This is a genomic window from Mucilaginibacter gynuensis (assembly GCF_039541195.1).
GTDB classification, from domain to species: Bacteria; Bacteroidota; Bacteroidia; order Sphingobacteriales; family Sphingobacteriaceae; genus Mucilaginibacter; species Mucilaginibacter gynuensis.
The window spans coordinates 66,433-90,036 of sequence record NZ_BAABFT010000007.1; the positions used below are offsets into that span (position 1 = coordinate 66,433).

At 43.4% G+C, this 23,604-nt stretch carries 32 protein-coding genes; 22 read left to right on the forward strand and 10 right to left on the reverse strand.

The window, feature by feature from the left end; genetic code table 11:
* Window positions 1-1,152 precede the first annotated feature (1,152 nt).
* The 5 genes from ABD894_RS14770 to ABD894_RS14790 all read right to left on the reverse strand — a co-directional run bounded on the left by ABD894_RS14770 (window position 1,153) and on the right by ABD894_RS14790 (window position 4,796).
* Window positions 1,153-1,527 (reverse strand): GNAT family N-acetyltransferase, encoded by a 375-nt coding sequence (locus tag ABD894_RS14770; RefSeq protein ID WP_345211825.1) that lies wholly within the window; start codon window positions 1,525-1,527, stop codon window positions 1,153-1,155.
* Window positions 1,528-1,594: 67 nt separating this feature from the next.
* Window positions 1,595-2,557: a proline dehydrogenase family protein gene (locus tag ABD894_RS14775; protein WP_345211826.1), complete on the reverse strand. Its 963-nt coding sequence runs from the start codon at window positions 2,555-2,557 to the stop codon at window positions 1,595-1,597.
* Window positions 2,558-2,589: 32 nt separating this feature from the next.
* Window positions 2,590-2,979 (reverse strand): DUF4406 domain-containing protein, encoded by a 390-nt coding sequence (locus ABD894_RS14780; protein ID WP_345211827.1) that lies wholly within the window; start codon window positions 2,977-2,979, stop codon window positions 2,590-2,592.
* On the reverse strand, window positions 2,972-3,934 hold the full coding sequence (locus tag ABD894_RS14785; RefSeq protein WP_345211828.1) for a nitrilase family protein: 963 nt from the start codon (window positions 3,932-3,934) through the stop codon (window positions 2,972-2,974). The genes ABD894_RS14780 and ABD894_RS14785 overlap by 8 nt, the downstream gene beginning before the upstream one ends.
* Before the next feature lie 70 nt (window positions 3,935-4,004).
* Complete coding sequence (locus tag ABD894_RS14790) at window positions 4,005-4,796, reverse strand: helix-turn-helix domain-containing protein (protein ID WP_345211829.1); 792 nt, start codon at window positions 4,794-4,796, stop codon at window positions 4,005-4,007.
* A gap of 411 nt (window positions 4,797-5,207) precedes the next feature.
* Between ABD894_RS14790 and ABD894_RS14795 the strand changes: the two genes are divergently transcribed.
* From ABD894_RS14795 to ABD894_RS28175, 5 genes are all read left to right on the forward strand, one after another.
* The gene (locus ABD894_RS14795) at window positions 5,208-5,798 is read left to right on the forward strand and encodes a Crp/Fnr family transcriptional regulator (RefSeq protein WP_345211830.1); all 591 of its coding nucleotides are present in this window, start codon (window positions 5,208-5,210) and stop codon (window positions 5,796-5,798) included.
* Window positions 5,799-5,843: 45 nt separating this feature from the next.
* Window positions 5,844-6,281 (forward strand): abscisic acid-deficient protein Aba4 family protein, encoded by a 438-nt coding sequence (locus tag ABD894_RS28170; RefSeq protein ID WP_425562963.1) that lies wholly within the window; start codon window positions 5,844-5,846, stop codon window positions 6,279-6,281.
* Between the two features lie 23 nt (window positions 6,282-6,304).
* Window positions 6,305-7,063, forward strand: coding sequence for a hypothetical protein (locus tag ABD894_RS14800; RefSeq protein WP_345211831.1), 759 nt, complete (start codon window positions 6,305-6,307; stop codon window positions 7,061-7,063).
* On the forward strand, window positions 7,060-7,641 hold the full coding sequence (locus ABD894_RS14805) for a hypothetical protein (RefSeq protein ID WP_345211832.1): 582 nt from the start codon (window positions 7,060-7,062) through the stop codon (window positions 7,639-7,641). Before ABD894_RS14800 ends, ABD894_RS14805 begins: the two co-directional genes overlap by 4 nt.
* Before the next feature lie 334 nt (window positions 7,642-7,975).
* Entirely contained in the window at window positions 7,976-8,146 is a 171-nt protein-coding gene (locus ABD894_RS28175; protein ID WP_425562964.1) for a DUF1810 family protein, read from the forward strand.
* A gap of 243 nt (window positions 8,147-8,389) precedes the next feature.
* Here ABD894_RS28175 and ABD894_RS14810 read toward each other — a convergent pair whose 3' ends face one another.
* Window positions 8,390-8,707, reverse strand: a complete 318-nt coding sequence (locus tag ABD894_RS14810) for a hypothetical protein (RefSeq protein WP_345211833.1) — start codon at window positions 8,705-8,707, stop codon at window positions 8,390-8,392.
* 763 nt (window positions 8,708-9,470) lie between these two features.
* Between ABD894_RS14810 and ABD894_RS14815 the strand changes: the two genes are divergently transcribed.
* The 5 genes from ABD894_RS14815 (at window position 9,471) to ABD894_RS28180 (ending at window position 13,366) form a co-directional block, all read left to right on the forward strand.
* Window positions 9,471-9,926 carry a hypothetical protein gene (locus ABD894_RS14815; RefSeq protein ID WP_345211834.1) on the forward strand — a complete coding sequence of 152 codons (456 nt, stop codon included), beginning with the start codon at window positions 9,471-9,473 and terminating at the stop codon, window positions 9,924-9,926.
* Window positions 9,927-11,051: 1,125 nt separating this feature from the next.
* A complete protein-coding gene (locus ABD894_RS14820; protein WP_345211835.1) occupies window positions 11,052-12,608 on the forward strand; it encodes a sensor histidine kinase in 1,557 nt (518 codons plus the stop codon).
* Window positions 12,583-12,963: a response regulator gene (locus tag ABD894_RS14825; RefSeq protein ID WP_345211836.1), complete on the forward strand. Its 381-nt coding sequence runs from the start codon at window positions 12,583-12,585 to the stop codon at window positions 12,961-12,963. The genes ABD894_RS14820 and ABD894_RS14825 overlap by 26 nt, the downstream gene beginning before the upstream one ends.
* Window positions 12,964-13,011: 48 nt before the next feature.
* Window positions 13,012-13,191 carry a hypothetical protein gene (locus ABD894_RS14830; RefSeq protein WP_345211837.1) on the forward strand — a complete coding sequence of 60 codons (180 nt, stop codon included), beginning with the start codon at window positions 13,012-13,014 and terminating at the stop codon, window positions 13,189-13,191.
* A gap of 79 nt (window positions 13,192-13,270) precedes the next feature.
* Window positions 13,271-13,366, forward strand: a complete 96-nt coding sequence (locus ABD894_RS28180) for a hypothetical protein (protein WP_425562969.1) — start codon at window positions 13,271-13,273, stop codon at window positions 13,364-13,366.
* Window positions 13,367-13,764: 398 nt separating this feature from the next.
* Here ABD894_RS28180 and ABD894_RS14835 read toward each other — a convergent pair whose 3' ends face one another.
* A complete protein-coding gene (locus ABD894_RS14835) occupies window positions 13,765-14,130 on the reverse strand; it encodes a response regulator (protein WP_345211838.1) in 366 nt (121 codons plus the stop codon).
* Window positions 14,131-14,776: 646 nt separating this feature from the next.
* Here ABD894_RS14835 and ABD894_RS14840 point away from each other — a divergent pair.
* The 3 genes from ABD894_RS14840 (at window position 14,777) to ABD894_RS14850 (ending at window position 15,830) form a co-directional block, all read left to right on the forward strand.
* Window positions 14,777-15,004 (forward strand): hypothetical protein, encoded by a 228-nt coding sequence (locus ABD894_RS14840; RefSeq protein ID WP_345211839.1) that lies wholly within the window; start codon window positions 14,777-14,779, stop codon window positions 15,002-15,004.
* 106 nt (window positions 15,005-15,110) lie between these two features.
* Complete coding sequence (locus ABD894_RS14845) at window positions 15,111-15,401, forward strand: transcriptional repressor (RefSeq protein WP_345211840.1); 291 nt, start codon at window positions 15,111-15,113, stop codon at window positions 15,399-15,401.
* Window positions 15,402-15,452: 51 nt separating this feature from the next.
* Window positions 15,453-15,830: a PAS domain-containing protein gene (locus ABD894_RS14850; protein WP_345211841.1), complete on the forward strand. Its 378-nt coding sequence runs from the start codon at window positions 15,453-15,455 to the stop codon at window positions 15,828-15,830.
* 281 nt (window positions 15,831-16,111) lie between these two features.
* Here the strand turns inward: ABD894_RS14850 and ABD894_RS14855 are convergent, their stop codons facing one another.
* Window positions 16,112-16,354 carry a hypothetical protein gene (locus tag ABD894_RS14855; protein WP_345211842.1) on the reverse strand — a complete coding sequence of 81 codons (243 nt, stop codon included), beginning with the start codon at window positions 16,352-16,354 and terminating at the stop codon, window positions 16,112-16,114.
* Between the two features lie 291 nt (window positions 16,355-16,645).
* Here ABD894_RS14855 and ABD894_RS14860 point away from each other — a divergent pair, with 291 nt between their 5' ends.
* The 6 genes from ABD894_RS14860 to ABD894_RS14885 all read left to right on the forward strand — a co-directional run bounded on the left by ABD894_RS14860 (window position 16,646) and on the right by ABD894_RS14885 (window position 21,207).
* Window positions 16,646-17,101: a ferritin-like domain-containing protein gene (locus ABD894_RS14860; protein ID WP_345211843.1), complete on the forward strand. Its 456-nt coding sequence runs from the start codon at window positions 16,646-16,648 to the stop codon at window positions 17,099-17,101.
* Between the two features lie 68 nt (window positions 17,102-17,169).
* On the forward strand, window positions 17,170-17,499 hold the full coding sequence (locus ABD894_RS14865; RefSeq protein WP_345211844.1) for a DUF3140 domain-containing protein: 330 nt from the start codon (window positions 17,170-17,172) through the stop codon (window positions 17,497-17,499).
* A gap of 35 nt (window positions 17,500-17,534) precedes the next feature.
* Window positions 17,535-18,842, forward strand: a complete 1,308-nt coding sequence (locus ABD894_RS14870) for a Gfo/Idh/MocA family protein (RefSeq protein ID WP_345211845.1) — start codon at window positions 17,535-17,537, stop codon at window positions 18,840-18,842.
* A gap of 56 nt (window positions 18,843-18,898) precedes the next feature.
* Window positions 18,899-19,783: an AraC family transcriptional regulator gene (locus ABD894_RS14875; RefSeq protein ID WP_345211846.1), complete on the forward strand. Its 885-nt coding sequence runs from the start codon at window positions 18,899-18,901 to the stop codon at window positions 19,781-19,783.
* Between the two features lie 11 nt (window positions 19,784-19,794).
* Complete coding sequence (locus ABD894_RS14880) at window positions 19,795-20,268, forward strand: VOC family protein (protein ID WP_345211847.1); 474 nt, start codon at window positions 19,795-19,797, stop codon at window positions 20,266-20,268.
* 39 nt (window positions 20,269-20,307) lie between these two features.
* On the forward strand, window positions 20,308-21,207 hold the full coding sequence (locus tag ABD894_RS14885) for a cation diffusion facilitator family transporter (protein ID WP_345211848.1): 900 nt from the start codon (window positions 20,308-20,310) through the stop codon (window positions 21,205-21,207).
* A 53-nt stretch (window positions 21,208-21,260) separates the two neighbouring features.
* Here the strand turns inward: ABD894_RS14885 and ABD894_RS14890 are convergent, their stop codons facing one another.
* The gene (locus ABD894_RS14890) at window positions 21,261-21,647 is read right to left on the reverse strand and encodes a DNA-binding transcriptional response regulator (RefSeq protein ID WP_345211849.1); all 387 of its coding nucleotides are present in this window, start codon (window positions 21,645-21,647) and stop codon (window positions 21,261-21,263) included.
* Between the two features lie 64 nt (window positions 21,648-21,711).
* Window positions 21,712-21,852 carry a response regulator gene (locus ABD894_RS14895; RefSeq protein ID WP_345211850.1) on the reverse strand — a complete coding sequence of 47 codons (141 nt, stop codon included), beginning with the start codon at window positions 21,850-21,852 and terminating at the stop codon, window positions 21,712-21,714.
* A gap of 83 nt (window positions 21,853-21,935) precedes the next feature.
* Between ABD894_RS14895 and ABD894_RS14900 the strand changes: the two genes are divergently transcribed.
* The 3 genes from ABD894_RS14900 to ABD894_RS14910 all read left to right on the forward strand — a co-directional run bounded on the left by ABD894_RS14900 (window position 21,936) and on the right by ABD894_RS14910 (window position 23,461).
* Complete coding sequence (locus tag ABD894_RS14900; protein ID WP_345211851.1) at window positions 21,936-22,373, forward strand: hypothetical protein; 438 nt, start codon at window positions 21,936-21,938, stop codon at window positions 22,371-22,373.
* A gap of 125 nt (window positions 22,374-22,498) precedes the next feature.
* A complete protein-coding gene (locus ABD894_RS14905; RefSeq protein ID WP_345211852.1) occupies window positions 22,499-22,816 on the forward strand; it encodes a polysaccharide deacetylase family protein in 318 nt (105 codons plus the stop codon).
* Window positions 22,817-23,245: 429 nt separating this feature from the next.
* Window positions 23,246-23,461, forward strand: a complete 216-nt coding sequence (locus ABD894_RS14910) for a hypothetical protein (RefSeq protein WP_345211853.1) — start codon at window positions 23,246-23,248, stop codon at window positions 23,459-23,461.
* Window positions 23,462-23,604: the final 143 nt, after the last annotated feature.

Consider the following 23,604-nt stretch of genomic DNA (forward strand, 5'->3'; position numbering starts at 1 on the left):
CGGTAAACAAGGTGCCTACCTATCATTTAAAGAGCAGTAATAAGGAAGAAATAGATATAATAAGTAAGATATGCTTAATTACTGACGACTTATACACGTCTTGGTGTTTATAAGCATTCATCTTGTTAATATATTGAAATCGATTTACAGACAGGGGCAATACCATAAATTGCAGCCATCTCACGTATAATGGTGACTTTTAATTTGCGTTAACCGGATGTTAAAATAACAATACCTAAGTTTGCTATGCAATGTATCCAAAACTGCATTGCGTGATAAGGTTTAGGTTTATATCCCCAGGCAGCGAGTGTTCTGGGGATTTTATTTTATAACTATTAAATGTGTATTACGTATAAGACACCATCGATATCGGAACAAATAATTTTGAAGTTTAAGGTTTAGGATGGTCTGCATTGGGGAGGGCATTCAGTTTTAAGGTTTTGTACAATAGTTCATAATTGTCCATAACAAAGAAATCTCCGGTCAGCGAGTGTACCGGAGGTTTTTACGACACTTTTTACAATAATACCCCGTTAATAGTTAAAATAACAAGTTTTAGCCGATCCGCAATTCAAAGGTGGTTTTCATAAAGCCACCTTTTTTATATTTTGGTCAATTGACTTTTATTTCAATGTATAAGCTTATGATTATCTTTATTTAAGCGGGTTTGCATATTCATCAGTGTGATATTCCATGATCATGACCGTGTTTATTCTTGAATCGTATCAAATTTCTTAATAAATCATAGAGTTTTATTTTAAATTAAAGACTCACCCTATGTAGTGTAAGGCTTGTGCAAATAAACTCAGCTGTTTCGTTGAATTATATGCCCAAACGCAGGCTATCTGGCCTTCACTAACTAATTTCCATTGTTTATTATCCTCAATTTCACTTCTTATCAGCGACGAGGCAAATAAGGGCCATTCCGCTACAGATTTAGTTCTTTAATATGCCGTCGCAATCTCATATAGTCTAAAAATTTCCGGCAAATCATCTAAGATGCTTTTGGTTATTTCCATTATTATAAGTCAATATTTATGTAAAACAGCTACATTAATTAATAGGCTGCTGTTTATTCAATAAGAGGTTCGATCATATTTTATTACAGCCGAGCGTCATCATCTGGTGAATATGATTAATAATGTTAGTCCATTAATGTTCAGTATTCCTTCTCAATTCCAGTACGGGATATGGTTTGCCAGCCCCATCGGTCAAATGCCGTGAAATTATTTGAAACCCCATATGCAAATAAAATCCAAGCGCCTTTGGATTCTGTTCGTTAACATCAACACGGGTAACACCTTTATCAATAGCGAAATTGATCAGCATTCTGCCATATCCTTTGTTAAAGTATTGTGGATCAATAAAAAGCATTTCGAGTGCTTCGCCTGAGATTCCAATGAATCCCCATATAACACCGTTTTCTTCAATATAATATAAGTCCAGCTCTTCCAGAAGATTATAGCTTATTAAATGCTTATAAAAGGTAATATCCTCTTCAGCCAGAAATTTATGAGTTTCCCGCACAGAAGCTTCCCATATTTTTAAAGATCGGGATGTGATTTTTTAGTGGCCTGAATAATTTGTGCGTTCATCAAACTAAACTATTGTTCCCAGGATCAATAATATCGTTAACAGCTGTGAAAAGGCTCAAGGGATTTTCAGCGATCCGGTTACATAAGTACAAATACCACTCTTTTCCATAAACGAAGTAAACCTTGGTAGGGTGTCCCTCATCTTTTAATTGCTTTAGTTGCCCGGGTTGAATACCGTAAAGCGACTCAAATTCATATTGACCCTTTTCGGCGTGGCAGGATGTGATGATCTTTTTTGCTTGTTGCTGAATATACGGATCATGCGTAGCAATAGCACACTTGTTTTTTTTAAGAAGTAGCTGGCTAAGAAAGTCGAGATAACGTTCGTTAAGTTCTTCACCTCTGGCAAGAGACAGACCGGGAGGGGTATCGAACGCACCTTTCACTAATCTGATCCGTCCCGGACATTTCATTACTTCCTGCAGATCGTCTTTACTTCTATGAAGGTAAACCTGTATGGTTATCGACAAGTTGCCGAATACCTTCGACGCAGCGAGGTAGGTGTTTAATACCCGGTCTGTTTTCTCTGTCCCTTCGGCGCTAATCGTCACTTCAATATTATTAGAAGCAGCCGCACTGCAAATAAGACTCAAATTTTCCAGGCAAAATTCCGATGATAATGTTAGCCCGATATGAGAAAGATCCAGCGATAATGCTGCATTTAGGCCGTCAGTATTGATTGCACTGCAAGCCAATAAAAATTCATTAGTTGCGCGCGTTGCTTCTTCCGTCGTCGAGGTATTTTCTCCCATAAACTCAATTCCGCAGCGATAACCAAGCCCATTCTGTAGGTGTACTTTGGAGAGTGTCTCTTCCAAAGTCTCGCCACCTATATAGCGATCTGCCGCTCTTTTTAGCACCTGGAACAATACATTAATATTTAAGATATAATTTTTAGCTTCTTGGTTTAAGGCGGCTTTACGCAAAGAAGCCGCTGTAGTATTCAATAGATTTTGCATCATTAATTCGTATTTATTGTGGTGCCGTAGTGCGTTTATTTATAAAAATCAGGTAGTTCTGCTATCGAGTGATAGATCAGCTTGCCTTTTTCATAGCCTTTATTTACCATTTCATCTGCTCCAGCAGATGATCCCCCAATGCGTAGAACAGCGTCACAGTGGTCAATAAGTTGCACAGCTACCGGGTGAAATATTTCATTGAATACTTCGTCACCGATCACTTTTGATCCTGTGGCTTCAATGAGCGGTAATGCAAACCACTCGCCCATAACCGGCAAATGGCCACAGCGATAGACCTCAAGTGCGGTATCGGTCATAGCGTTTACATTCGCCTGGATTAGTTTCGGATCATCATTTGTGCCTGATCTGTATGGGCCAGCTACCAGTACCATCATTTGCTTCATATATGTTGTTTTACTATTCATTGATATCATTATTGGTAAGCCATGCTACTTGTTGTTCTGAATTATGAGATGCGCCTATGATCGGTGCATATAAGTCCGGTCTTCTAGCATTTTTATATCGGTAACCGCCTGATCTCTGGAGATCCGTTTTATACAGCCCGGCAACCACAAATTCATTTTCAAGCGTTCTGCATTCGGCCATGATCTCTCCAAACGGGTTAATTATCATCGAGCATCCATTCTTTAACTGGTCATCATCCATGCCGATCGGATTAGAGAAAATAACGAAAATACCATTGTCATAAGCCCTCGCCGGCAGCCATTTCATTAACCAGTTACGGCCTTTATCCCCATCAAATTCTTGTCTTATTATTTCAGCATTATTTTCCTTGTCCCGCCAAAGCCCGGCGTCAACAAACCCTGCCCCAGGCCTTGGCGACGGTGTACACATGGTTACGTGCGGCATAAAGATTACCTCCGCACCCAATAAGGCGGTAGCGCGTACATTTTCAATAATATTATTATCGTAGCAAATCAGTATACCGCACTTCCAGCCATTTATTTCAAAAACTGTGTATGTGTCGCCGGGCAAAAGATGAGGATTAATAAACGGATGTAACTTACGATGCTTGGCAATAAGCCCATCACCATTAACACAAACATAGGTCTTATACAAATTATCGTTTACCTCTTTCTCAAACAGACCGGCAAGGATGACTACATTATAGCGCGCTGCGATGGCAATCAGCGCTGTAACCGAAGGGCCGTCAGGTATAAATTCTGAAAGCTCCAGCAGTGATTGCCGGCTCAGTTTTCTTGCAAAAGTATAACCAGTTATCGAGCACTCGTGAAACGAAACCACCTTTGCACCTGCACAGGCGGCCAGGCTTACGATGTGCTCTATTATTGATAGATTATAGACTTTGTCGCCGCTTGCATTTTCAAACTGTACAGTTGCTATATTTAAAGGTTCCATAGTTTTTTTCTGCAAATTTAGCGTCAGCACTGATGGTAGTATTGGATATTTCCGACAATTAACAAGTCTCTTATAACGTGTATAGATTTAGCGCTAAAGGGTCTGCCGCCCGCAGATAGGACAGCGGGGTTGTACCGGTAAAAGATTTGAAATGATTATTAAGATGTGCCTGATCATAATAACCCGCCTGTAACGCATGCTGAAGTGCCGAATTGCCGGGTTCTGCCCTTCGTATTAGTTTTAGGTAATTTGCAATGCGCAATAATCCCAACAACCTTTTCGGTGTCAAACCAATGTATTGATTGAATTTTCTTTCCAATTGTCTTTCTGTAAGAGGAAACGTTTTCATTATATCGGAAACACGAAGGTTACCCCGGCGTTCCTGTATCAACGCTAAGCAATGGATCATAATTTGATCTTGCACCGGTAACTGAACATGAAAGCGGCAGAAAAAGTCTTCCATTTCGGCAATCACTGATGAAGCATCAGTTTTCGCTTCAATACGTTTTTCTGCTGAAGCTTCCGGAAAAAGCTGGCTAAAATTAAAAATCCTGTTGTTGAGTAATTCGGCGCTCAATCCTGTCAGCATAGTTAGCGCATAAGGCTGAAGTACCGCTATGACCATTCCTGAAACTGGCGGAATTTCAATATCGACATACCGATCGAATATACCATACACCATCATTTTGCCATCCTGCTTATTTTTTTTGGATAGAAACGGTAAGGTGGAGTTATTGAGCGGCGCAACAATGCCCGGACTACCATCGGAAAAATAACGCATTGGCCTTGGCGCCCCGTTGGGATGATAGACCAAAAAGTGCCTGACCCAGTTTCGTACTTGTAATGAAGGCAGAATTTGCATATTGTTATTTATTTAACTTTACGGAATAAAATATTGATTTGTAACTACGCTCGCCAAAAGTATTACCTCAAGATATTACTCTGATGGTGATATGTTGGTCTTGACTTTATACCGCTCCGGTTCTTCCTGAGAACAATTGGAGTTAAAAAAATGAGAGTGGAGATATATAATTTCGTTCACATTGATCTGATTTTCCATTCAATATAAAGCCTCCAGGTTAATTAATATTCCCGTATATAATCTTATTTTGAGTCCGGAATTACTGAAAATCGGCGGAATATCTTGGTTTGATGTTGTTTAGCGGTGAGCGCATACAAATAAAATTAATATAATGGATATTCCCCTCTTTAAGCAGCTTAGTGGTTGACACAGATAACTGATTTCATTATCTTGTACCATCAATTTTAATAGATGGATCTGAAAACACTAAAATCCGCAGTAAGAAATCTCTGTCCAGAGATCGACGAAGACGATTTTAGCATATTTGCGTCCCATTTAAAAATCGTCGTATTGCCCAAGGGGGCTTTCTTTTACCGCGAGGGTGAAATACATAATGAAATCGCTTTTATATCGTCCGGAATTCTACGGTGTTTCTACTGGAATGATAAAGGCGATTTTAAAAATACGCGTTTTATTGCAGAAAACGATTACGCTGTAGATTACGAATCGCTGATGGATCAAAAGCCATCGCAACTTAACTTTGTTGCACTTGAGGATTCAAGTCTTGTTCTGATTTCCAGAGCAGATTTCTACAATGCGGCAGCCGTATCAAAAAAGTGGGAGAAGTTTGCAAGGAAAATGGCCGAACATGTTTTGCGGCGAACTCAAAAAAAATTAACCAGTCATCTGATAAAAACTCCTGAACAGCGCTACATAGATTTTATAAGAGAGCGTCCTGCCATGGCAGATAGAATTCCATTGTATCATTTGGCATCATACCTGGGTATTGAGCGGGAAAGCCTAAGCAGAATAAGAAAAAGAATTTCAAAATCACGAATGTAACCCAAGTCACATTATATATCCTGCCGGTTTTTCAAATTTTGCAGGATGACAAGCGAGAACTCATTTGCCGTACTTAGCATAATTTCCGGGCTTAACTGGTTATTGCTCATCCTTTTCCCAACGTGCTTATTAGTTAGACGACTGACACTTTACGGAACTGTCGCCTTATTGAGTTTATGCTATTTCTTATTAATGTGGAAGACAAATTACCTTTTTGTCACACAAGGGTTATCCTCATATCAGGCATACAAAACAGTTCTGGGCATTGACAATTTAGTTTTGGCCGGCTGGGCCCATTATTTAGCCTTTGATTTGCTCGTTGGGCTATATATTAATAAAATCTCGGAAGCAAATTCCCTTTCAAGGTGGTTGGTGGTTCCTATTATGGTCACAACATACTTTCTTGGACCAATTGGCTTTTTGGCCTTCCTGGTTGTCAAAACAGTTACAACTAATATCAAATCATTTTTTCACGAGTTATGATCACGATCAAAAAACTTCTACTTATGAACCCATTATTGATAGGTTTTGGCATTCTCAATTTACTTGCCGCTACGGTTCTTTACTTTTCTTACCCATATAACTATCAAATAGATCAAGGGGTCAACAGTTTGCTTAAACCTATTAAATTCGCTGTAAGCCAGTCTGCATTTTCCTTTACAATGGCCTGGATTCTATATTATCTTGAAGACAAAAAACGTGTACAAACATTTTCACGGTCTGCAGTAATAGTTTTAACCTTCGAACTTATTGCTATTACAGTTCAGGCCGTCAGAGGAGTACCGTCACATTTCAATAAATCTGGCTTCATAGGCATTATGGTCGCCATGTTAATGGGACTTGCAATTGTATGGCTCATGTTTCATACGCTTTATATCGGATTCTTATTTTGTCGGCAAAATAATATCAGATTACCACCTGCATTGGCGTTAAGCATTTGCATCTCTATTCCCGTTTTTTTTGTTTTCGCCATGGAGGGTGGCTTAATAGCTTACAAGCTTTCGCATACAGTAGGTGCCGTTGATAACGGACAAGGATTACCTATATCCAACTGGAGTATCAATCATGGAGATTTAAGAATTGCGCATTTCATTGGCATTCATTCTTTACAGATCATTCCACTTTTTGGATACTTGATAGCAAAAACGAAATATTCTCACGCTTTTCAAAAAATCTTATGCATTGCGTTCTCCCTTTTTTACATTCTCACCTGTGCTTTTCTTTTATATAATGCGCTTTTAGGCAATCCGTTATTTCAATCATGAAAATTCTGTTAAAATTTGCTTCTCTTGTTTCCTGGATGGGGCACCCCTTGTTCACCTCTGCACTAATGATCACGTTGATTAGCTTAAAACGATATCAATTCAAAGAAGCCTGTGTAATTGTGGCCATTTTGGTCTTCGGGGTTATCGTACCTGCAAACTTATATACCTTCTTAAAAGTAAGAAAAGGGTCATTCAGAGATTTTGATGTATCTAACGGTAAAGAACGATTATACTTCTATGTTGCGATAATTATTTTGATGAGCATGGGGACTGGAATGCTTTTATATTATCTGCCAAATACGGCCATAGCATCGGGCAGCGTGCTAACTGTTCTTTTATTTATAACAGCTTTTTTTATCAATCGATTTATCAAGGTCTCTTTACATGTGTCTTTGACCATATATTTTTCATTTATTATCGGACAATTCTATCCAGACCTTTACCTTGTGCTATTTGTTTTGACCATGTTGATCGCCTGGTCCAGATTGTTTTTAAAGCGTCACACCTCTAAAGAAATAATGGTGGGGACACTTGTGGGCATTATTTACGCCACAATATTGAATTATATTATAAAATAAAGAAGCGTTAGAAATCTATAACAACGCGGTGAAAATTATGAGTAGTATGGGGATCGAACTCTACAGCTGGATGATGACCAATTAAAGAATGGGTGCTCTATGATAATTAACCAGTTTGGAGAGCATGAACTGTATCTCATCCGGATCACGTCCATATTTTATGGCCGCCTCGCGAAAAGCATGGCGTTGCTGTAAACCGTCTTCGTAGGTGATTATGTCAATGCCAGGGGAACGCTCTACGGCCGGCCGGTTCATGCGCGTTAAGTCTCCGGCCAGCAGGGAAGACGATGGGCTGGCCTGCGGTAACAGTAATTAAAGCATTGAGAAAATAAGCATGCAACCGGAGTTTTTTCAACGGTATTTAGACGCACAGCAAAGTGTTTACGGGACTGCGCTGCATGAAATTCGCAGCGGACGGAAACGCACTCATTGGATGTGGTATATTTTTCCGCAGTTGAAGGGGCTATCATACTTGATTATAGTTCTTTCAAACTTAATAAAATAGATCAAATCATTCGGTTACCTATTTAATTATAAGAATATCAAATGTTTGATTGTGAAGCACACAAGCAAAAGCTAACGGACACCTACATTCCGGCAATCGAAAAATATGATAAAATTATAGTTTGCTAGTCACAGCCCCAATACAACAATACAAATTCTATCTTCGGCCAACCTGTTGCAGTTCTCGTTAAAAAAAGAGTGGTTTAATGTTAGATCCTTGTTGTTGATTCACTTGAGGTATATACTAATTAACAACATTTAACGTAGAAGTACTAATAGTCATTAGATACCGTTTAAAATGGGTTGAAAATTCGGTATGTTTTTTCGAGAATATCAACTTTAATTCATTATCAAAAACGTAAACCTTGATGGAATTACTTTGAATAACAACACCATACAAAAATCGTGTTTCGTTAATATTCCATTTGTCAGCTACTTTTATGTAACCACTGTATTCACCCTTACGGTAAAACATTGCTTTGTAGTATTTAGCTTCAATCGGGTTTAAAATTAGCTCATTTATAAACGCCTTGCGTTGAATGTATAAGTCTTCGGTTTTCATTGGTTTAAAAACTTAATAGGATAAACAACTACAACTTTCGGTTGTTTAACTTTTTGTTAATTTTTAAAAATATGAAAAAGACAATCTTGATGGCGTGCCTTTTAGCCGGGACCATAATCGCAGTGTATGTACCTATGTCAAAAATAGATGAGCATCCAGACACTGATATCATATTGGGCAAAGGCATAAACCCACATTTCATATTGAAATAATCCTAGTTAATTCTAAAACGTGTGATGTAAATAAGTACTCCTGCGATGGTTGAAATTACCAATACTGCTGCCATATGTTTAAAGCTTGGTTTAATATACAAAACTAAATCAGGTTTTGTTTAGATAAATTTTATTAAAAATCAGGAACAGAACCAAATTACTTGCATCATTCATTTTGATACCCGCATTGTTCTATGAAGGAAGTGATTGTCTAATCCAGAATGAAAAACAAAATGGAGAATTTATTTACCCGTGTATTGAACCTGAAATTGATTTTTAGTATGTTGTCTGCAAATGACAGAGATTGAATATTTGAACCGTATAATGGTTTATTTAAAACAGGAATTACCGCCCGTATATAGGGATAGGATAGTTATAAATGAAGGGGTATTAATTGTTAAATTGCCCGAAGATGTTTCTTTTAATGATACTTTTAATGTCCTACATCCTTTAATATTAAGTAATGTCCAAAGAGTAAGGAACAGGGAATATGATTTGAACTTTAGTGTTTGTAGTCCTAACCAGCTGAGGGACTTTAAAATATATAAGTAGTGCAGTCACAAGAACAAATTTATCAAAAGATGGTTACCACTTTGATTTTGTTTATGAAGTTTTTTACTACAAATATATTAGCTGTATTACTTTCAATTTCTACAATTGCAATAGGTTACAGTGTATTAATCGCTCTTTCCCAATTTTTTTTTGTCTATGTCTCCATGTGGGGATGTTTCTTCATAGCACCATTAATTTATTTTGGCTGCTTTGCCTTGACACGATTCAGTGTTATTAATGTTCCCTTAAAAATCTGCAAGTCAGATTCACTCGCACCAGGTCTTATAATAGTTACCTGCATGATGTTCTTCGGCGTATTCAATTTATTGATTTACGAAGAAATGAATGTTTATGAAATACCTAATTGGCATTTCATTATGATATTTGTAGCATTGATTTACGGAAGTTTATTGCAATTAGCCAAATCTCAATTGCTGATCAATTTACTTGATTAGGATAGTATTAGCTGCTCTTTTTCCCTGTTCACAAATAACTCCACTCAGCGTACCCCTACGCCGAGTGGAATCTGTTATGAGTTACATCCTGCCCGTTGACAGGCATAAACAAAGTTGAAAAATCTACTTTTAAAAATCAAGTTAGCCGTGCTTAATAGTTAAAAAAATAATCCCCGAAGCACTCGCTGTTCAGGGATTATATCGGCATCTTACCACAGAATAACCGATTGACGAAACAAATATGTGGGTTATCCACAGCTTGTTAATTAAACTTTAGGTTTAACATACTTCACCTGAAATTGTTGGCCCTATCCGTCTAGAAATTATGGATTTATAACTTCTATCATCAATACCATATTTTAATATCATTTTTAATTCCTAAAGATAACTCAACCTAAATATTATATCTTATTTTAATAAAGCAATAATCGACCTTATCTTATGAATTCTGAAATTGAAAAATTACAAGATTTATTAATCGGCACTTGGGAATACCAGCCTGATAGGTTCATAACATTTCCAAGTTATCAAACTAGTGATCAAGAGTTCGGGCATTTATTTTCCATCAAAGAGGATTTTTTTGACATACTAATATTTATACCGTCCATTGGTATCAATAGCGGTAAACTTGTATCCTATAATTACAGTTCCGTCACCATATTAAATACAACAACATCGGTGACTTATCAAGGATCATCCAAAGCTCCAGGATATTTTTTCTTGTTTTTTAACAATTGATATGTTTTTAGTTACATGAGTGAAGAATACAGGTTAAACGGTAAACCATATGATCCAAACTTGACAAAGTTGAATTTTTAAATAATGCGGAGAGGTAGAGTATAGCTTTGATAATCTAAAATCTATTACGGCTTTACCTAAGGTGTATTGAAGAATGAAGAAATGGGTTAAAGTTGAGAAATGTCAGTTAATTCAGTATCGGGAAAGCATACACTTTGTTTAAATATGGGGACACCGCTGACCAGTCAGTGTTTCAGACTTTACACCAATGTTTGAATTGCGCCAAGAATTTATGTGCATCTTAATTTAAATCCGTGTTTTCATTGATGCTTTATATGAATGGCAAAGCGTTTGTAACGTTCGGAAAACAAATAAAAAGGGTACAAATTGGATAGTTTAAAAAACGGGGAATTTTCATTTTCCAACGAGACAGTAAAAAAGGATCTTTCATTGCTGATCCAGGCATTGGATTCATCGATCTCCGGGGTCATTTTAACAGATAACCAGCAACCGGACAATCCCATCATCTATTGTAATAAAGCCTTTGAGCGCATTAGCGGATACCAGCGCCATGAGATCATCGGTCATAACTGCAGATTTCTGCAAAAAGAGGACCGCAATCAGAAACAGAGGCTCATCCTTAGAAAGGCTGTAGAAGACGGGACAGAATGTGTCGTAGAAATGCGTAACTACCAGAAAAATGGTACCCTTTTCTGGAACGAACTTTATATGTCGCCTATCAAGGATGCCCGTGGTAATGTTTGTTATTTCATTGGTGTGCAAAATGATATCACCCGTCGTAAGAAAGCGGAACAGGAATTACTGCACCAACAGTCGATCATGGAAGCGCAGATCCAAGAGCGCACTAAAAGCTTGCGGGAAAGTGAGGATTATTTGTCAAGTATCGTTCAGACGGTCAGGGAAAGCCTCGTGGTGCTAAATCCGGGTTTTAAAGTATTAAGTGTAAATGATCACTTTTTAAAAACTTTTAAGGTAACCAAGGAGGAAACCGAGGGTAAGCTGCTTTATGAATTAGGGAACGGTCAATGGGATATTCCCAAACTTAAAGAATTACTGGAAAATATTTTGCCGACTAATAACCCGGTGGAGGAGTTTGAGGTAGAACATGACTTCCCGCATATTGGCAAGAAATTAATGTTGTTGAATGCCCACCGCATAGAACTTGAAGGGCAATATAAAGACCGCATATTGATCGCGATTGAAGACATCACGGACAGGCGCGAAATTGAAAGGCGGAAGGATGATTTCCTGTCTATCGCAAGTCATGAATTAAAAACACCGCTGACGACGATAAAAGGATACGTCCAGGTCATGCAGCGCTTACTACCCGATACGGTCGGCGATAAATTCAAAGATATCCTGCGGAAAACCGGCGTGTATGTCGAGCGTTTGAATTCTTTGATCGCTGAGCTTTTGGACATGTCAAAGATACAGACCGGTAACATCGAACTGCACAAGGAGACTTTTGATTTCGACAGGGCTATACACGAAGCGGTCGACAATATTCAAAGCGCTACGAAAACGCACCGGGTCATCGTACGTGGCAAGGCCACGAACAGTTATACAGGTGACGAATCACATATTGTCCAGGTCATCAATAATTTGTTATCGAATGCGATCAAATATGCGCCGGAATCCGGGGAGGTGGAAGTTTATTTATCTCGGGTCAGCAACTTTTTGAAAGTATCCGTGTCAGATAAAGGTATGGGGATAAAAATAGAGGAGCAGAAAAAGATCTTTGATCGCTTCTATCGGGTCGGGGAGATACAGCAGCGTTTTCCTGGAATGGGTATCGGACTTTACGTCTGCGACCAGATCATCAAAAATCATGGCGGGACGCTTTGGGTGGAAAGTGAACCGGGCCAGGGTTCAACATTTAGCTTTACCCTACCTTTGGATGAAAGGAAGCCAGATGAGCAATAAAACGATTTTGATCTGCGATGATGATGAGGGGATCCTGGATATATTGGAGCTGATATTAGAAGAAACAGGTTACCGAATCATTCCGGTCAAAAATAGCCTGCAAATTTATGAGACGATCGAAAAGCAACAGCCTGACCTCATCCTGCTTGATCTTTGGATGCCTGTATTGTCTGGTGATCAAGTTCTGCGGACTTTGCGGAAAAACCCGGAAACACAAAGCCTGCCGGTGATCGTGATATCTGCAAGCCGTGAAGGAGAGAAAATAGCCAATGAAGCGGGCGCCGATTTCTTTATGGCAAAACCGTTCGACTTGGACCTGTTGGTTAACCGCGTGCAGGAAATAATTGCTGCATAAAATCATAATGGTACGGAAGATCCCGGCAAACGTCGGCGCATTTATGATGTGCTTAAAAAATTAGTAGACGCTAAAGCCCCTGCCCATGCCGTGGCCTGGAAGCGCACCGGAAGATCATCACCGGCAGGCTCACAGTTGCCGAAAAGTTTACTTAGCAATACCTGCTGCAAAAGCTGGAGAATTTTCATCTGGAACACTGTGAGAAGAAAAGAATTGGCAGCAGGGTAGAAATTAAAAACCTGACAGTGGAGCGCATGCCAACTATACGAATAAGGTCATTTACTTTAACGCCCTTGATACGGACCGGATCATAAAAACAGCTTGGAAAGGCAGAAGTCCGTTTGATGCCATCAAAATACAATTCTGTAGTTCAGACACAGGTGATTCAACTAATGCGAAATGAATGAGTTGTCCAGCTTTAAATGTGGCGGGCAAGAGTGCAGTGGAGATCCACCAACTTTCAGCAGCTGACATCGCAAAAGGAAATTAATTTCAAATGCAGCAGGAAAAAGCAAATAAGTCTGATTAAAATCAGTAAAAGATATAAACAATCCAGATGGCCGTCATCCGACAAGATAATTTAAATTGTCAAAATAGCTGTTACCCTCGACCAGCGGCGGCAAACCCTGGTTGAGACGGTATTCATATCAGCTAAGCAGAATTTAGCGATAAGGCACACTTAACTTGATGATTATGCCATTTCCCATGGAAAACTAGCTCAAGTAAAGAAGTATAGTTCTTCTTTTCGTATTCATATCAAAACGTTGTGTAGGTTCTCCGGTTGATTACATAACGGAAGCATCAACGCATTGATTGCAGCTGGGTTTTGACCAGCGCCAGAACTTCGGTCATATCGAACGGTTTTGCCAGGATCGCATCTGCACCTGCCGACTGGCCCGTTTCTTCCAGGTGCATGGTCGCCGACATGATTATTACGGGAATGTGCCGGGTTCGCTCATCCATTTTCAGTTCGCGGCAAAGATCGGCACCCCAGCAGGAACCCAAGCGGTGATCCAGGATGATCAGGTCCGGAAGATAAATCAGCGCCTGTGCAATCGTATCGTTTCCGGATGATTTGATTACGCGGTAATTTTCATCGTTGAACAGAAAAGTCATAATATCCAGGATGTCATTATCATCCTCGGCAATTAATATCGTTTTGGGCATAGCGTCAATCAAATGACGCAAAAGTACAATAATACCTGGGTTAAATAAATCAATTAGAAGTAAAATATGCCGATAGTTTCAACATGCAATATAGCCCGGATGGAAATATTCTGCGGCAGTCCTTTTATTTTTTGATGAACGGCGCAGGCTGCGGTAGCGTCCCGCATTTTCGATCAAATCATGGAAGTGAATTGCCGGCAAATGCAACAGCGGTGTCGTAGAAACGCTACGGGTATTCGTCAGATCTGGAAAGCGGTAACTGTCGTTTCGCAGACTGATGATTGATTGTCAAGATATGCATCTCATTTCAGGTAATAATACCGTCTTAAGGGCAGCCAAAACATTACGTTTTTCATCAGCAGTGACCTGCTACGTATTCAGCATCGTGCCGTTTGACGCCGCAGCGGCAAAAAGGTCTGGTCAATGGGTGCATTAGTTGGGGTCGCGGGCGTGGTGCACAATGTTGTAGCCTCTCCACATGTTGTCTAATTGATCAGTGCCGTAAAATAAATAATATTCCTGAAGGGAGTATGGATTTTACCCCTTTTGATGATGTATCTGCGATAATAAAAGACTCACACACCAATAATAGCCGTTGCCCGGTCGTTTACAGTGCCATTTTTTGGTTTTCATCACATCAAATACCATGCAATTAGTGATTGCCGATGTCGACAAAGCGGATTTTTACCTCGTGATATCAGGTATTCTAAATACCCGTCTGGCCGTTGACAGGCCAGCTATTGTTATCGTCATGAAATGTGTAGCGGTCGATACTTTTAATCTATGGTTAAAAATGAGCAGCAGGATCTGCCCGAAAGAGGTAACGGATCTGCTGAAGAAATGCCTGTCGGCCGCCAAAGACAACAAGGAATAGCTTCACCGGACAACCCATTTGTTCCTGGATTAAATACAGCCGGCAAACACAAGGGCCTATATTTTTGTAACTATAGTAGTTGCACCAATGAAAGTTCTTAAAGCATATGCTCGACAACGGTATATTTCACCATTCCGCTTCGTCCCGAAAAACCATCCGGGAAGATAAATCTGAAAGATTGAATGCCTCGATGATTGCAGTCATCAGGCTTTCAGCTGAACCTTTGAGTGCAGAGGATATCTTGTTTCATTTGCAGGAACAAAAAATTCCGATAAGCATCACGACCGTTTATAATCGCCTGAGGCAACTCGTTACTAAGGGCAGCGTGACCAAGCATAAATCATCTGGCGGGAGTTTTACCTACACGACGGGGGTAACGGAAATCGACAGGACCTGATAACGTGATTATTTTGTACCAGATATGCTCCCTTTCCACCTGATCCACCTGATGGCTGAAACAACGCAGCCGATGATCCTCCTGCGCGCAGATGCGCCACATTTTACTATCGTGGCCTACAATGAAGCTTATCAGCAGGCAACGAATACGCACCATCGTAATATATTGGGCTGGACCTTATGGGAAGCGTTTGATCCGGAAAGGGCCGGGGGAGGTGAAGGGGTTTTACTGGAGGCGCTGCTCCAGGCGATGGAAACCAACGACGCCTTCACGACGCTTCCATTTCATTATAATATCCCTGTTGTGCAGGATCAAATCTGGGAGGAGTGCTGGTGGCAGCTGGATGTGGTGCCGGTAGCGGATGAGGGAGCAGGCCCGGGCTATTTGCTGATCACCACGCATAAATTGAATGACCGGGTTGGTGAATAAAAAAGGGCGTACTTTAAATCAAATACGCCCTTTCATTTTTATCTGTTTTCATATTCGCCTGATCGATTTACGAAATCACTCTCCTAAAAGTTTTAGGTTGTTGTTGTAACAGTACCTTGATAATGGCAGTTTCGCCTTTACGGGCAGCTTGAATCAGTACGTCGTTATAATTGGTCATGATCGGATTTTAGAAGTAAAAGCCGGATCGTAGAAACTTACACCGTATGATGGTTTAATGCATAGCAGCAGTCTCATACAGCCTATCTGTTTTGAATAATGGATTATTGTCGGATTTTCCCGGTCGAATCCGCCTTGGTGCCGGTTATGGCGTGTCTACGTTTGCCCCCGGGGTGTTTCTTACTGCCGCTGGTATCTGCGGCACTGGAACCACTGGTGTCGCGCAGCGTATTTTCGCTGGAATGTTTTTTAGTTTTCCGGTGCTGTCCGCCACTGGTTTGCGCCATGCCCGACATCGTGCCGAAACTCAGCACAGTGGCCAGGATAATAGAGGTTGATTTTTTCATAAGATGAATGTTGAAGTAGTTAATAGCTGGTGATGAACTTTTAGTCTTTTTTACCAGAATTTTTTACGCAATTGGGGACGGTTTTGCCGTCTTTTCTTCTTGGTACCTTCTTTTTTGTAGCCTGTCCAGCATGGATCTTTTTTCTTTTTAGCGGCCATGGTCATTTAGGATTGGTGTTACCGTTTTACAGCAAACCTTGTTCCATTAATTTTAGGTTAAGATTTTAAATTAATCTTCATCTGGCACGGTATTAGGTATACGTTCAGCCTATCATTAAAAACAAAAAATAACATGGCAACTATAGCAAATGCAACAGGCGTACTGAACGACCTGATCGAAATTAATAATGACCGCGTAGCGGGTTTTGAAAAAGCGATCGCCGATATCAGGGACGAGAACATCGACCTGAAAGCGATTTTTCAGGGCTATGCGGAACAAAGCCGCAAGAATGGCCAGGAATTGGCCGCCATCGTCGGCTCTCCTGAAGAGGTAGAAACCGGCAACAGTGTTGGCGGTACGCTGCACCGTGCCTGGATCGACGTGAAGGCGCTATTTGGCGGCAGCGATCGTGCGAGTATCCTGTCGGAAGCAGAACGCGGTGAAGATGCGATCAAAAAAGCTTACCAGGATGCATTGACTGACGGTGGATTACCGGTCGAAACTTTAGCGATAATTCGCAATCAGGCGTCGGAGATCAATGCAGCGCATGACCAGATCAAAGCGCTGCGTGACGCGGCAAAAGTATAAATGAAAGGCAGGAGGATAGGGCCGCTTACACAAGTTAAGCGGACTTTTTTAGCCGTAATAATTTTTAGATGGATAAGCAGGAACAGGAAATAATTTACCAGGAATTTAAACAGGTGGTGAACATGACCGCTACCGAACTGGAAAAATGGCTGAAAACAGCAGAAGCGAAATCGGTCGGCTGGGATAGCGGTGACGGGGAGTCGATCGGTCATAAATCCGGTGAGCACATCACCCGGATATTGCATAAAAAGAAAGATGAACTCACCGCGGCGGATTATGAACATATGCGAAAAGTTCATGGGTATGTGAAAAGCCACCTGGTCCAAAAGCCCGGGCATCCGAAAGATTCCAACTGGGATTATTCCTTAAGAAACTGGGGTCATGATTATACCAAATAGCCGCCCATGACAGCACCACTTATAACAAGGAAATTATGAACACAACAGAACAATCCCTTTCTGGCTATAGCCGGCGCAGTTTTATTGAAACAGCCGGTAAGACCATGATAGCCACCGGCGTTATCGGGGCTTTACCTGCAGCGGGGGCAAAGGCGCAAACTTCTGCCTCCTCGGACACTAAGCGTACGGCCGACGCGATCAAGGTGGAACTGCCGCCGATCCATGCGGCCAGCGAAAAGCAGGATAAATGGCCGGCGATCTCGCCGCCGTCGAAACGCATCGGCTATGCCTTGGTGGGCTTGGGTAATCTTACCCTGCAACAACTGCTCCCTGGCTTTGCCGAGTGTAATTATTCCAAACCCGTTGCGCTGGTCAGCGGCGATGCGGCGAAGGCTAAAAAAGTAGCCGCCCAATATGGGATAGACCCAAAGAACATCTACAATTACCAGAACTACGACGAGATCAGGAATAACCCGGAGATTGACGCCGTGTATATTGTCCTGCCGAACAGCATGCACAAAGAATTCACCATCCGCGCGGCGAAGGCCGGAAAACATGTGCTCTGTGAAAAACCCATGGCGAATTCTTCTGCTGAGGCGCAGGAGATGATCGACGCCTGTAAAAAGGCCGGAAAAAAACTGATGATCGCTTACCGTATCCAATATGAGCCGCATAACCGGCTGGCCATGAAATGGACTCGGGAAAAGCGTTTTGGCAAGGTGAAACTGATCGACAGCGTCAATGTGCAGAATTCCGGGCCTTACGGGCAATGGCGGCTGAATAAAAAACTCGCGGGCGGTGGCTCGCTGCCCGACATCGGTTTGTACTGCAGCAATACCAACCGCTTCCTGACAGGGGAGGAGCCGCATACCGTGCTGGCCAGTATCTTTTCCACGCCGGGGGACGAACGCTTTAAAGAAGTGGAGGAAACCGTGATGTTCCAGCTGTTTTTCCCCAGCGGCACGGTGGCCAATAATGTCTGCAGCTATGGCGTGCACGACGCCAAACATTACCGCTGCTATGCCGATAACGGCGGCTGGTTCGGCCTGGACCCGGCATTCAGTTATGAAGGGCTGAAGATGGAAGCTTCACAGGTACAAGACGGTATGGAGGTTAAAATGGAGCCCAGCAATGGGGGCAGTAACCAGTTCGCGCTGGAGATCGATCATTTTTCGACCTGCATCATGGATGATAAAGTACCGTTTACGCCGGGGGAGGAGGGCTTGCAGGACCATAAGGTGCTGGAAGCGATCTACGAATCGGCCAAAACCGGTAAACCCGTAAAACTGGAGCGGATCGACAAGCTGGACGCGTTCAGGGGACCCCCGCCGGCAGAAGGCTAAGGAATATTGACCGGAAAACCTTATTTTGGCAGCATACCTGATGACGGTCATGGATCATGCAAAAAGCCAGTGAGCACTACCGCGCCCGGATCGACCGGGTGATCGATTATATCCGCACGCATACCCGGGATACCATATCCCTGGAGCAGCTGGCAGAGGTGGCCTGTTATTCTCCGTATCATTTCCACCGGGTCTTCCGCGCCGTGACCGGTGAAACCGTCAAAGCGTTCAGCAACCGGGATCGCTGCGAAAAAGCCGCCCGGCTGCTGCGCTTCTCCCATACCCGGATCAGCGATATCGCCCTGGCCTGCGGCTTTTCCTCGGCCTCCACGCTGACCCGCCTGTTTAGCCAATATTTCGGGGTCTCACCAGGGGCATACCGGAAAGGTTCGGAAATCAAAAACAGCAAGATCGGCAAAGACTTATTCCCGGTAGACGCCTATCATTGTGAGCAGGAATTTTCGGTCACGATCAGGCAGCTGCCCGAAAGGCAGATCGCTTATATCCGCGTAACGGACGCTTTCCGCGAAGGTGTCGTCCTGCAGGCGTTTGAACAACTGACCACCTGGGCCGGGGAGATGCAGTTATTGGAGGATGAAACCATCTTTGGCATGTCACCGGATGATCCGGAGGTCACGCCGAAAGCTAAATACCGCTACGAAGCCTGTATCACCTTGCCGGCGGGTTTCAGGGTGAGCAAAGATGCGCCGGTGGAGACGATGCGCCTGCCCGCCTGTAAGTACGCCGTGACCCGGGTATCCGGTGATCTGATCCTGGTCGGTCAGGCATTCAATTACCTGTTCGACCGCTGGCTGATCAACAGTGCCTATGAATGCGACCTGCAGCCCGGTATCGAAGTGTTCCTGGATAAGGAACATATCGGTGACTGGGCGCATTTTGAACTGGACATCATGATCCCGGTCAAAGCGTTAACACGATAGTCCTTATCAATATGAAAAAGTATGCCCTGACCCTGACATTGATCGCCGCGTCTTTCCTGGCGGGTTACGCGGTCAAAACCAGTGTAGATAAAAACGAAAAAGAACCTATGAAAAAAGTAACCGGAATCGGCGGGATCTTCTTTAAATGCAAAGATCCTAAAGCCATCAACCAATGGTATAACGAGCACCTGGGCTTTGATACCAGCCCGTATGGGACCGCCTTTGCCTGGCGGGATGCCGAAGATAGTACCAAAAAAGGACTGACGCAGTGGAATCCCTTCCCGGAAGACACGAAATACTTTGCACCCTCGGCCAAAGATTTTATGATCAATTACCGCGTGGAGAACCTGGAAGCACTCGTTATGCAGTTGAAAAAGGAAAACGTGACCATTGTCGACCAGGTGGAAACATTTGATTACGGCAAATTCGTGCATATCCTCGACCCGGAAGGCAATAAGATCCAGTTATGGGAACCGGCGGAATAAGCGGGCAAACAAAGGGGGACCTTTGCTGCTTTACAGCATATGCCTGTCTCGAAAACACCGATCTATACGGCCTTTGCCGCTAACCTGCTCATTGCCGCGACCAAGCTGACCGCCGCTGCTTTTAACGGTAGTTCGGCGATGGCATCTGAGGGTATTCATTCGCTGGTGGATACCAGCAACGAGGTGCTCCTTTTGCTGGGACTGAACCGGAGCAAAAGACCGCCCGATGACCAGCGGCCTTTCGGCTATGGCAAAGAGTTATATTTCTGGGCATTTATCGTTTCGCTGCTGTTTTTTGCCCTGGGCGGCGGGATGTCGGTTTATGAAGGTATCCTGCACCTGCAGCATCCGGAAACGATCCGCAAGCCGGTCTGGAATTACGTGGTATTAGGTATCGCGTTTGTTTTTGACGGTATTTCACTCATTACGGCCTTACGTGCTTTTAATAAACAGCGCGGCCGGACACCTTTCTGGCGGGCGGTAAAAAACAGTAAAGACCCGGCAACCTTCGTCGTGCTGTTCGAGGACCTGGCGGACGTGATCGGCATCAGCATCGCATTCGCAGGTATTTTGCTTAGCCAGCTGCTGCAAAACCCCCTCATTGACGGTATCGCATCGATCCTGATCGGTCTGCTGCTGACGGCCGTCGCGGTACTGCTCGTGCGGGAAAGCCGGAGCCTCCTGATGGGGGAAACTGTGGCCGCCGATGAACTCGCCGAGGTTAAAGCGCTGATGGAGCAACAGGCGGGCGTGCAAAAAACCATCCGGCAACGGTCCATGTATTTGGGGCCGGAAGAGGTCCTGTTACAGGCCGATGTTGTCTTCGAGCCGGCTTTACAGGCCAGGGAGATCGCAGGGATCATCCGGCGGCTCCGGGAACAGGTACAGCAGGCCTACCCGCATTACCGCCACGTGTTTATCGAGCCGGTGCTACCCTGAACGGGACAAGGGGATCTTCACACCAGGGTAGCGAGCCTTACCCGGAATCGTGTTCAGCGGAGCAGCGGGTGTGCCGGGCGGATGCCTTCCGGCAGACATCGCATGACCGTTTCGTAAAATACCAGCAGGTCAAAAGGCATTTCAATAAAATCGCAAAAACCATGTTGTTGGCAAAATGCCGAAACCAGCGAAGAGCAACCGGCGACGACCACCGGCAAACCGGGCATTTGCGAACTGATCTCCAAAAAAGTTTCCAGGCAGGCGGCGCCATCCAGCTGATGATCCAGGATCAGCAGGTCAGGTTTCCGCATAGCGGCGGCCCGGATCAAAGCAGGACCGGGCGCCGTGAAGGTATGCACGTCCAGCCCGTCCAGGTTAAGGATCATCTGCACGACATGGAGGATCTCCGGGTCGCACAATTGCACAAAAACCACTGGCATTGTTATTTCATTTAGGATGATTGGTTCTCAGGGGAAAGTTCGCAAAAGTAAATTTATACAACTTTTAGGAATGTTGCAAAAAAAAATGCGCGTCGATTCTGGTATAGCCGGAAACAATCGCCAGCAATTCCGCCAGGTCAAAGGCTTTGGGCAGCACGGCGTCTGCGCCGGCTGTTTCGTTTAGCCCCATGGTCGCCGACATCATCACCACCGGATATGGCAGGGTTATCCTTGAGCACACGACAAATAGGCGCACCCCGGCAAACCTGCAGCCGGTGATCCATCAGCATGAGATCTGCCAATAAAAATAATATTAAGGTAATAAGAGCCTTTGGAAAAGATGCTGTAAAACTTGCAGGAATAATGGAAGGTATTTCATATTTGTGCAGCAGCGCCGAAAGGCCCTGGCCGGTTTGTTTGTTTGTATGCTTAACTGAACTGAAAATGAACCCACTTGAACTTTCCCAAATCGCCGATCTCGGTGCGGCTGTCGCCCGGCTGACCAAAACTGATCTGATCACGGATGCTTCGGTGACGGCGGTTGCCAATCAGATCATTGTCGCTATCTCCCGCTTTGAGGTGGAAAACCGGCTGGGCCATCTGCTCCAGCAGATCTACCGGGCCGTTGACCAACATTTCCCAATCCGCAAGGAAAACCTGTCGCTGATCATCAAAGACCGGGACGGTAGCTATGAGCATTGTTTCAAGATCTGGCGATCATCTTAACCGTTTTCAAATTTGCCGCATCCCGGTGCCCCTGTCTGCTAAAAAAATGCTATGCAGCGCAAACTTGTGGTCAATGATTTGGTTTACAGTTATATGGCTACGTAAATACAAAGGGCTTGTTATCCATGCGCATTTTATTAACACCTGACTTACTCGATTTTCTGATCAGGCAGGGCTACCGGTATTGCCTTTGCAAGACCTATCCTCCTGACCGGGAAAAGGTCAGGCGCAGTATCGTGCTGACACCGCTGACACAGCGGGCCTGGCCGGCCGGCTGGTTAATGGATCACGATGCCTTGTTCGACCTCCGCAGGGAACCGGCACGCATGGCGGAAGGGATTGACGATTTCCTTGTCTTTGTCAATGTCCCTGGCTTTATTTTGCTGGCCTACCTCGATGCGGTGGTCAACCCGTTCGATTTTTCCGGTCACTACAAGGCATAAAAAAGGGTGTACCCGCCACACAGTATATACCCGATTTTAATTAAACCTGACTGATCAGGCGCGACCAAAATACGGATTTTTATTTTCCAGTTTCTAAGCGGTTCTGGAGAAGATACTTTCTTTCTTTAGGATTAATGTTATGATTCATCAACGCAAAAGAGACTTTTGGCGTTAAATCCCCAAAGTATTTTGAGCCTGGCCGGGACCAGTTTGCTGTTGCCGGAAATACCTTTGGTGTAGCCCGACACATGATATCATGGTAATACCGTCTCCCGGGCTGGCATTTACTGCTGCCAGTTTCCCTTCAGCCTTTCCTCCATTCTTTTTTTGGTATAATAAATATCCCGCAGGGACGGCTTAAAAGAAAAAGGGGCCAACTGAACGATCCTGCATGACGCATGTCTGACCGGTTGTTTAAAAACTACTTTCATGATCTGTAACTGTTATTTTGCTACAGCTAAAAGTATGCCAGACGGGGAGGTGCACGCTATACCGGGTACGCCTCCCCGTCTTTCTCCGTTTTCAGATCGCCTGCCCTTAAAACCATCGGGTGTGACCGTAAGTTTGGCTTACACCGCCAGGTTGGAGGATAGCCGGGTCTTTAAGGAAGCAGGATTTAAATACCCGCACCCTGCAGTTTTGTAACATTTGATTAAAACCCGTATCTAATCCCGCAAATTTGATCCATATTTATCCTTTTCCATGTCCGAGTTCGAACCTATCTATCAGCAGGATGCGCCCCAGTTTTACCGGGTTTGCCTGGGCTATACCAATGATACGGAGCAGGC

What these genes read in the sequence shown, in the direction of transcription:
- ABD894_RS14775 (WP_345211826.1), bottom strand. Translation starts at nt 2,557, where the DNA reads ATGATGCAAAATCTATTGAATACTACAGCGGCTTCTTTGCGTAAAGCC.
- ABD894_RS14780 (WP_345211827.1), bottom strand. Translation starts at nt 2,979, where the DNA reads ATGAATAGTAAAACAACATATATGAAGCAAATGATGGTACTGGTAGCT.
- ABD894_RS14785 (WP_345211828.1), bottom strand. Translation starts at nt 3,934, where the DNA reads ATGGAACCTTTAAATATAGCAACTGTACAGTTTGAAAATGCAAGCGGC.
- ABD894_RS14790 (WP_345211829.1), bottom strand. Translation starts at nt 4,796, where the DNA reads ATGCAAATTCTGCCTTCATTACAAGTACGAAACTGGGTCAGGCACTTT.
- ABD894_RS14795 (WP_345211830.1), top strand. Translation starts at nt 5,208, where the DNA reads ATGGATCTGAAAACACTAAAATCCGCAGTAAGAAATCTCTGTCCAGAG.
- ABD894_RS28170 (WP_425562963.1), top strand. Translation starts at nt 5,844, where the DNA reads ATGACAAGCGAGAACTCATTTGCCGTACTTAGCATAATTTCCGGGCTT.
- ABD894_RS14800 (WP_345211831.1), top strand. Translation starts at nt 6,305, where the DNA reads ATGAACCCATTATTGATAGGTTTTGGCATTCTCAATTTACTTGCCGCT.
- ABD894_RS14805 (WP_345211832.1), top strand. Translation starts at nt 7,060, where the DNA reads ATGAAAATTCTGTTAAAATTTGCTTCTCTTGTTTCCTGGATGGGGCAC.
- ABD894_RS28175 (WP_425562964.1), top strand. Translation starts at nt 7,976, where the DNA reads ATGCAACCGGAGTTTTTTCAACGGTATTTAGACGCACAGCAAAGTGTT.
- ABD894_RS14810 (WP_345211833.1), bottom strand. Translation starts at nt 8,707, where the DNA reads ATGAAAACCGAAGACTTATACATTCAACGCAAGGCGTTTATAAATGAG.
- ABD894_RS14825 (WP_345211836.1), top strand. Translation starts at nt 12,583, where the DNA reads ATGAAAGGAAGCCAGATGAGCAATAAAACGATTTTGATCTGCGATGAT.
- ABD894_RS14835 (WP_345211838.1), bottom strand. Translation starts at nt 14,130, where the DNA reads ATGCCCAAAACGATATTAATTGCCGAGGATGATAATGACATCCTGGAT.
- ABD894_RS14840 (WP_345211839.1), top strand. Translation starts at nt 14,777, where the DNA reads ATGCAATTAGTGATTGCCGATGTCGACAAAGCGGATTTTTACCTCGTG.
- ABD894_RS14845 (WP_345211840.1), top strand. Translation starts at nt 15,111, where the DNA reads ATGCTCGACAACGGTATATTTCACCATTCCGCTTCGTCCCGAAAAACC.
- ABD894_RS14850 (WP_345211841.1), top strand. Translation starts at nt 15,453, where the DNA reads ATGGCTGAAACAACGCAGCCGATGATCCTCCTGCGCGCAGATGCGCCA.
- ABD894_RS14855 (WP_345211842.1), bottom strand. Translation starts at nt 16,354, where the DNA reads ATGAAAAAATCAACCTCTATTATCCTGGCCACTGTGCTGAGTTTCGGC.
- ABD894_RS14860 (WP_345211843.1), top strand. Translation starts at nt 16,646, where the DNA reads ATGGCAACTATAGCAAATGCAACAGGCGTACTGAACGACCTGATCGAA.
- ABD894_RS14865 (WP_345211844.1), top strand. Translation starts at nt 17,170, where the DNA reads ATGGATAAGCAGGAACAGGAAATAATTTACCAGGAATTTAAACAGGTG.
- ABD894_RS14870 (WP_345211845.1), top strand. Translation starts at nt 17,535, where the DNA reads ATGAACACAACAGAACAATCCCTTTCTGGCTATAGCCGGCGCAGTTTT.
- ABD894_RS14875 (WP_345211846.1), top strand. Translation starts at nt 18,899, where the DNA reads ATGCAAAAAGCCAGTGAGCACTACCGCGCCCGGATCGACCGGGTGATC.
- ABD894_RS14880 (WP_345211847.1), top strand. Translation starts at nt 19,795, where the DNA reads ATGAAAAAGTATGCCCTGACCCTGACATTGATCGCCGCGTCTTTCCTG.
- ABD894_RS14885 (WP_345211848.1), top strand. Translation starts at nt 20,308, where the DNA reads ATGCCTGTCTCGAAAACACCGATCTATACGGCCTTTGCCGCTAACCTG.
- ABD894_RS14890 (WP_345211849.1), bottom strand. Translation starts at nt 21,647, where the DNA reads ATGCCAGTGGTTTTTGTGCAATTGTGCGACCCGGAGATCCTCCATGTC.
- ABD894_RS14895 (WP_345211850.1), bottom strand. Translation starts at nt 21,852, where the DNA reads ATGATGTCGGCGACCATGGGGCTAAACGAAACAGCCGGCGCAGACGCC.
- ABD894_RS14900 (WP_345211851.1), top strand. Translation starts at nt 21,936, where the DNA reads ATGAGATCTGCCAATAAAAATAATATTAAGGTAATAAGAGCCTTTGGA.
- ABD894_RS14905 (WP_345211852.1), top strand. Translation starts at nt 22,499, where the DNA reads ATGCGCATTTTATTAACACCTGACTTACTCGATTTTCTGATCAGGCAG.
- ABD894_RS14910 (WP_345211853.1), top strand. Translation starts at nt 23,246, where the DNA reads ATGATCTGTAACTGTTATTTTGCTACAGCTAAAAGTATGCCAGACGGG.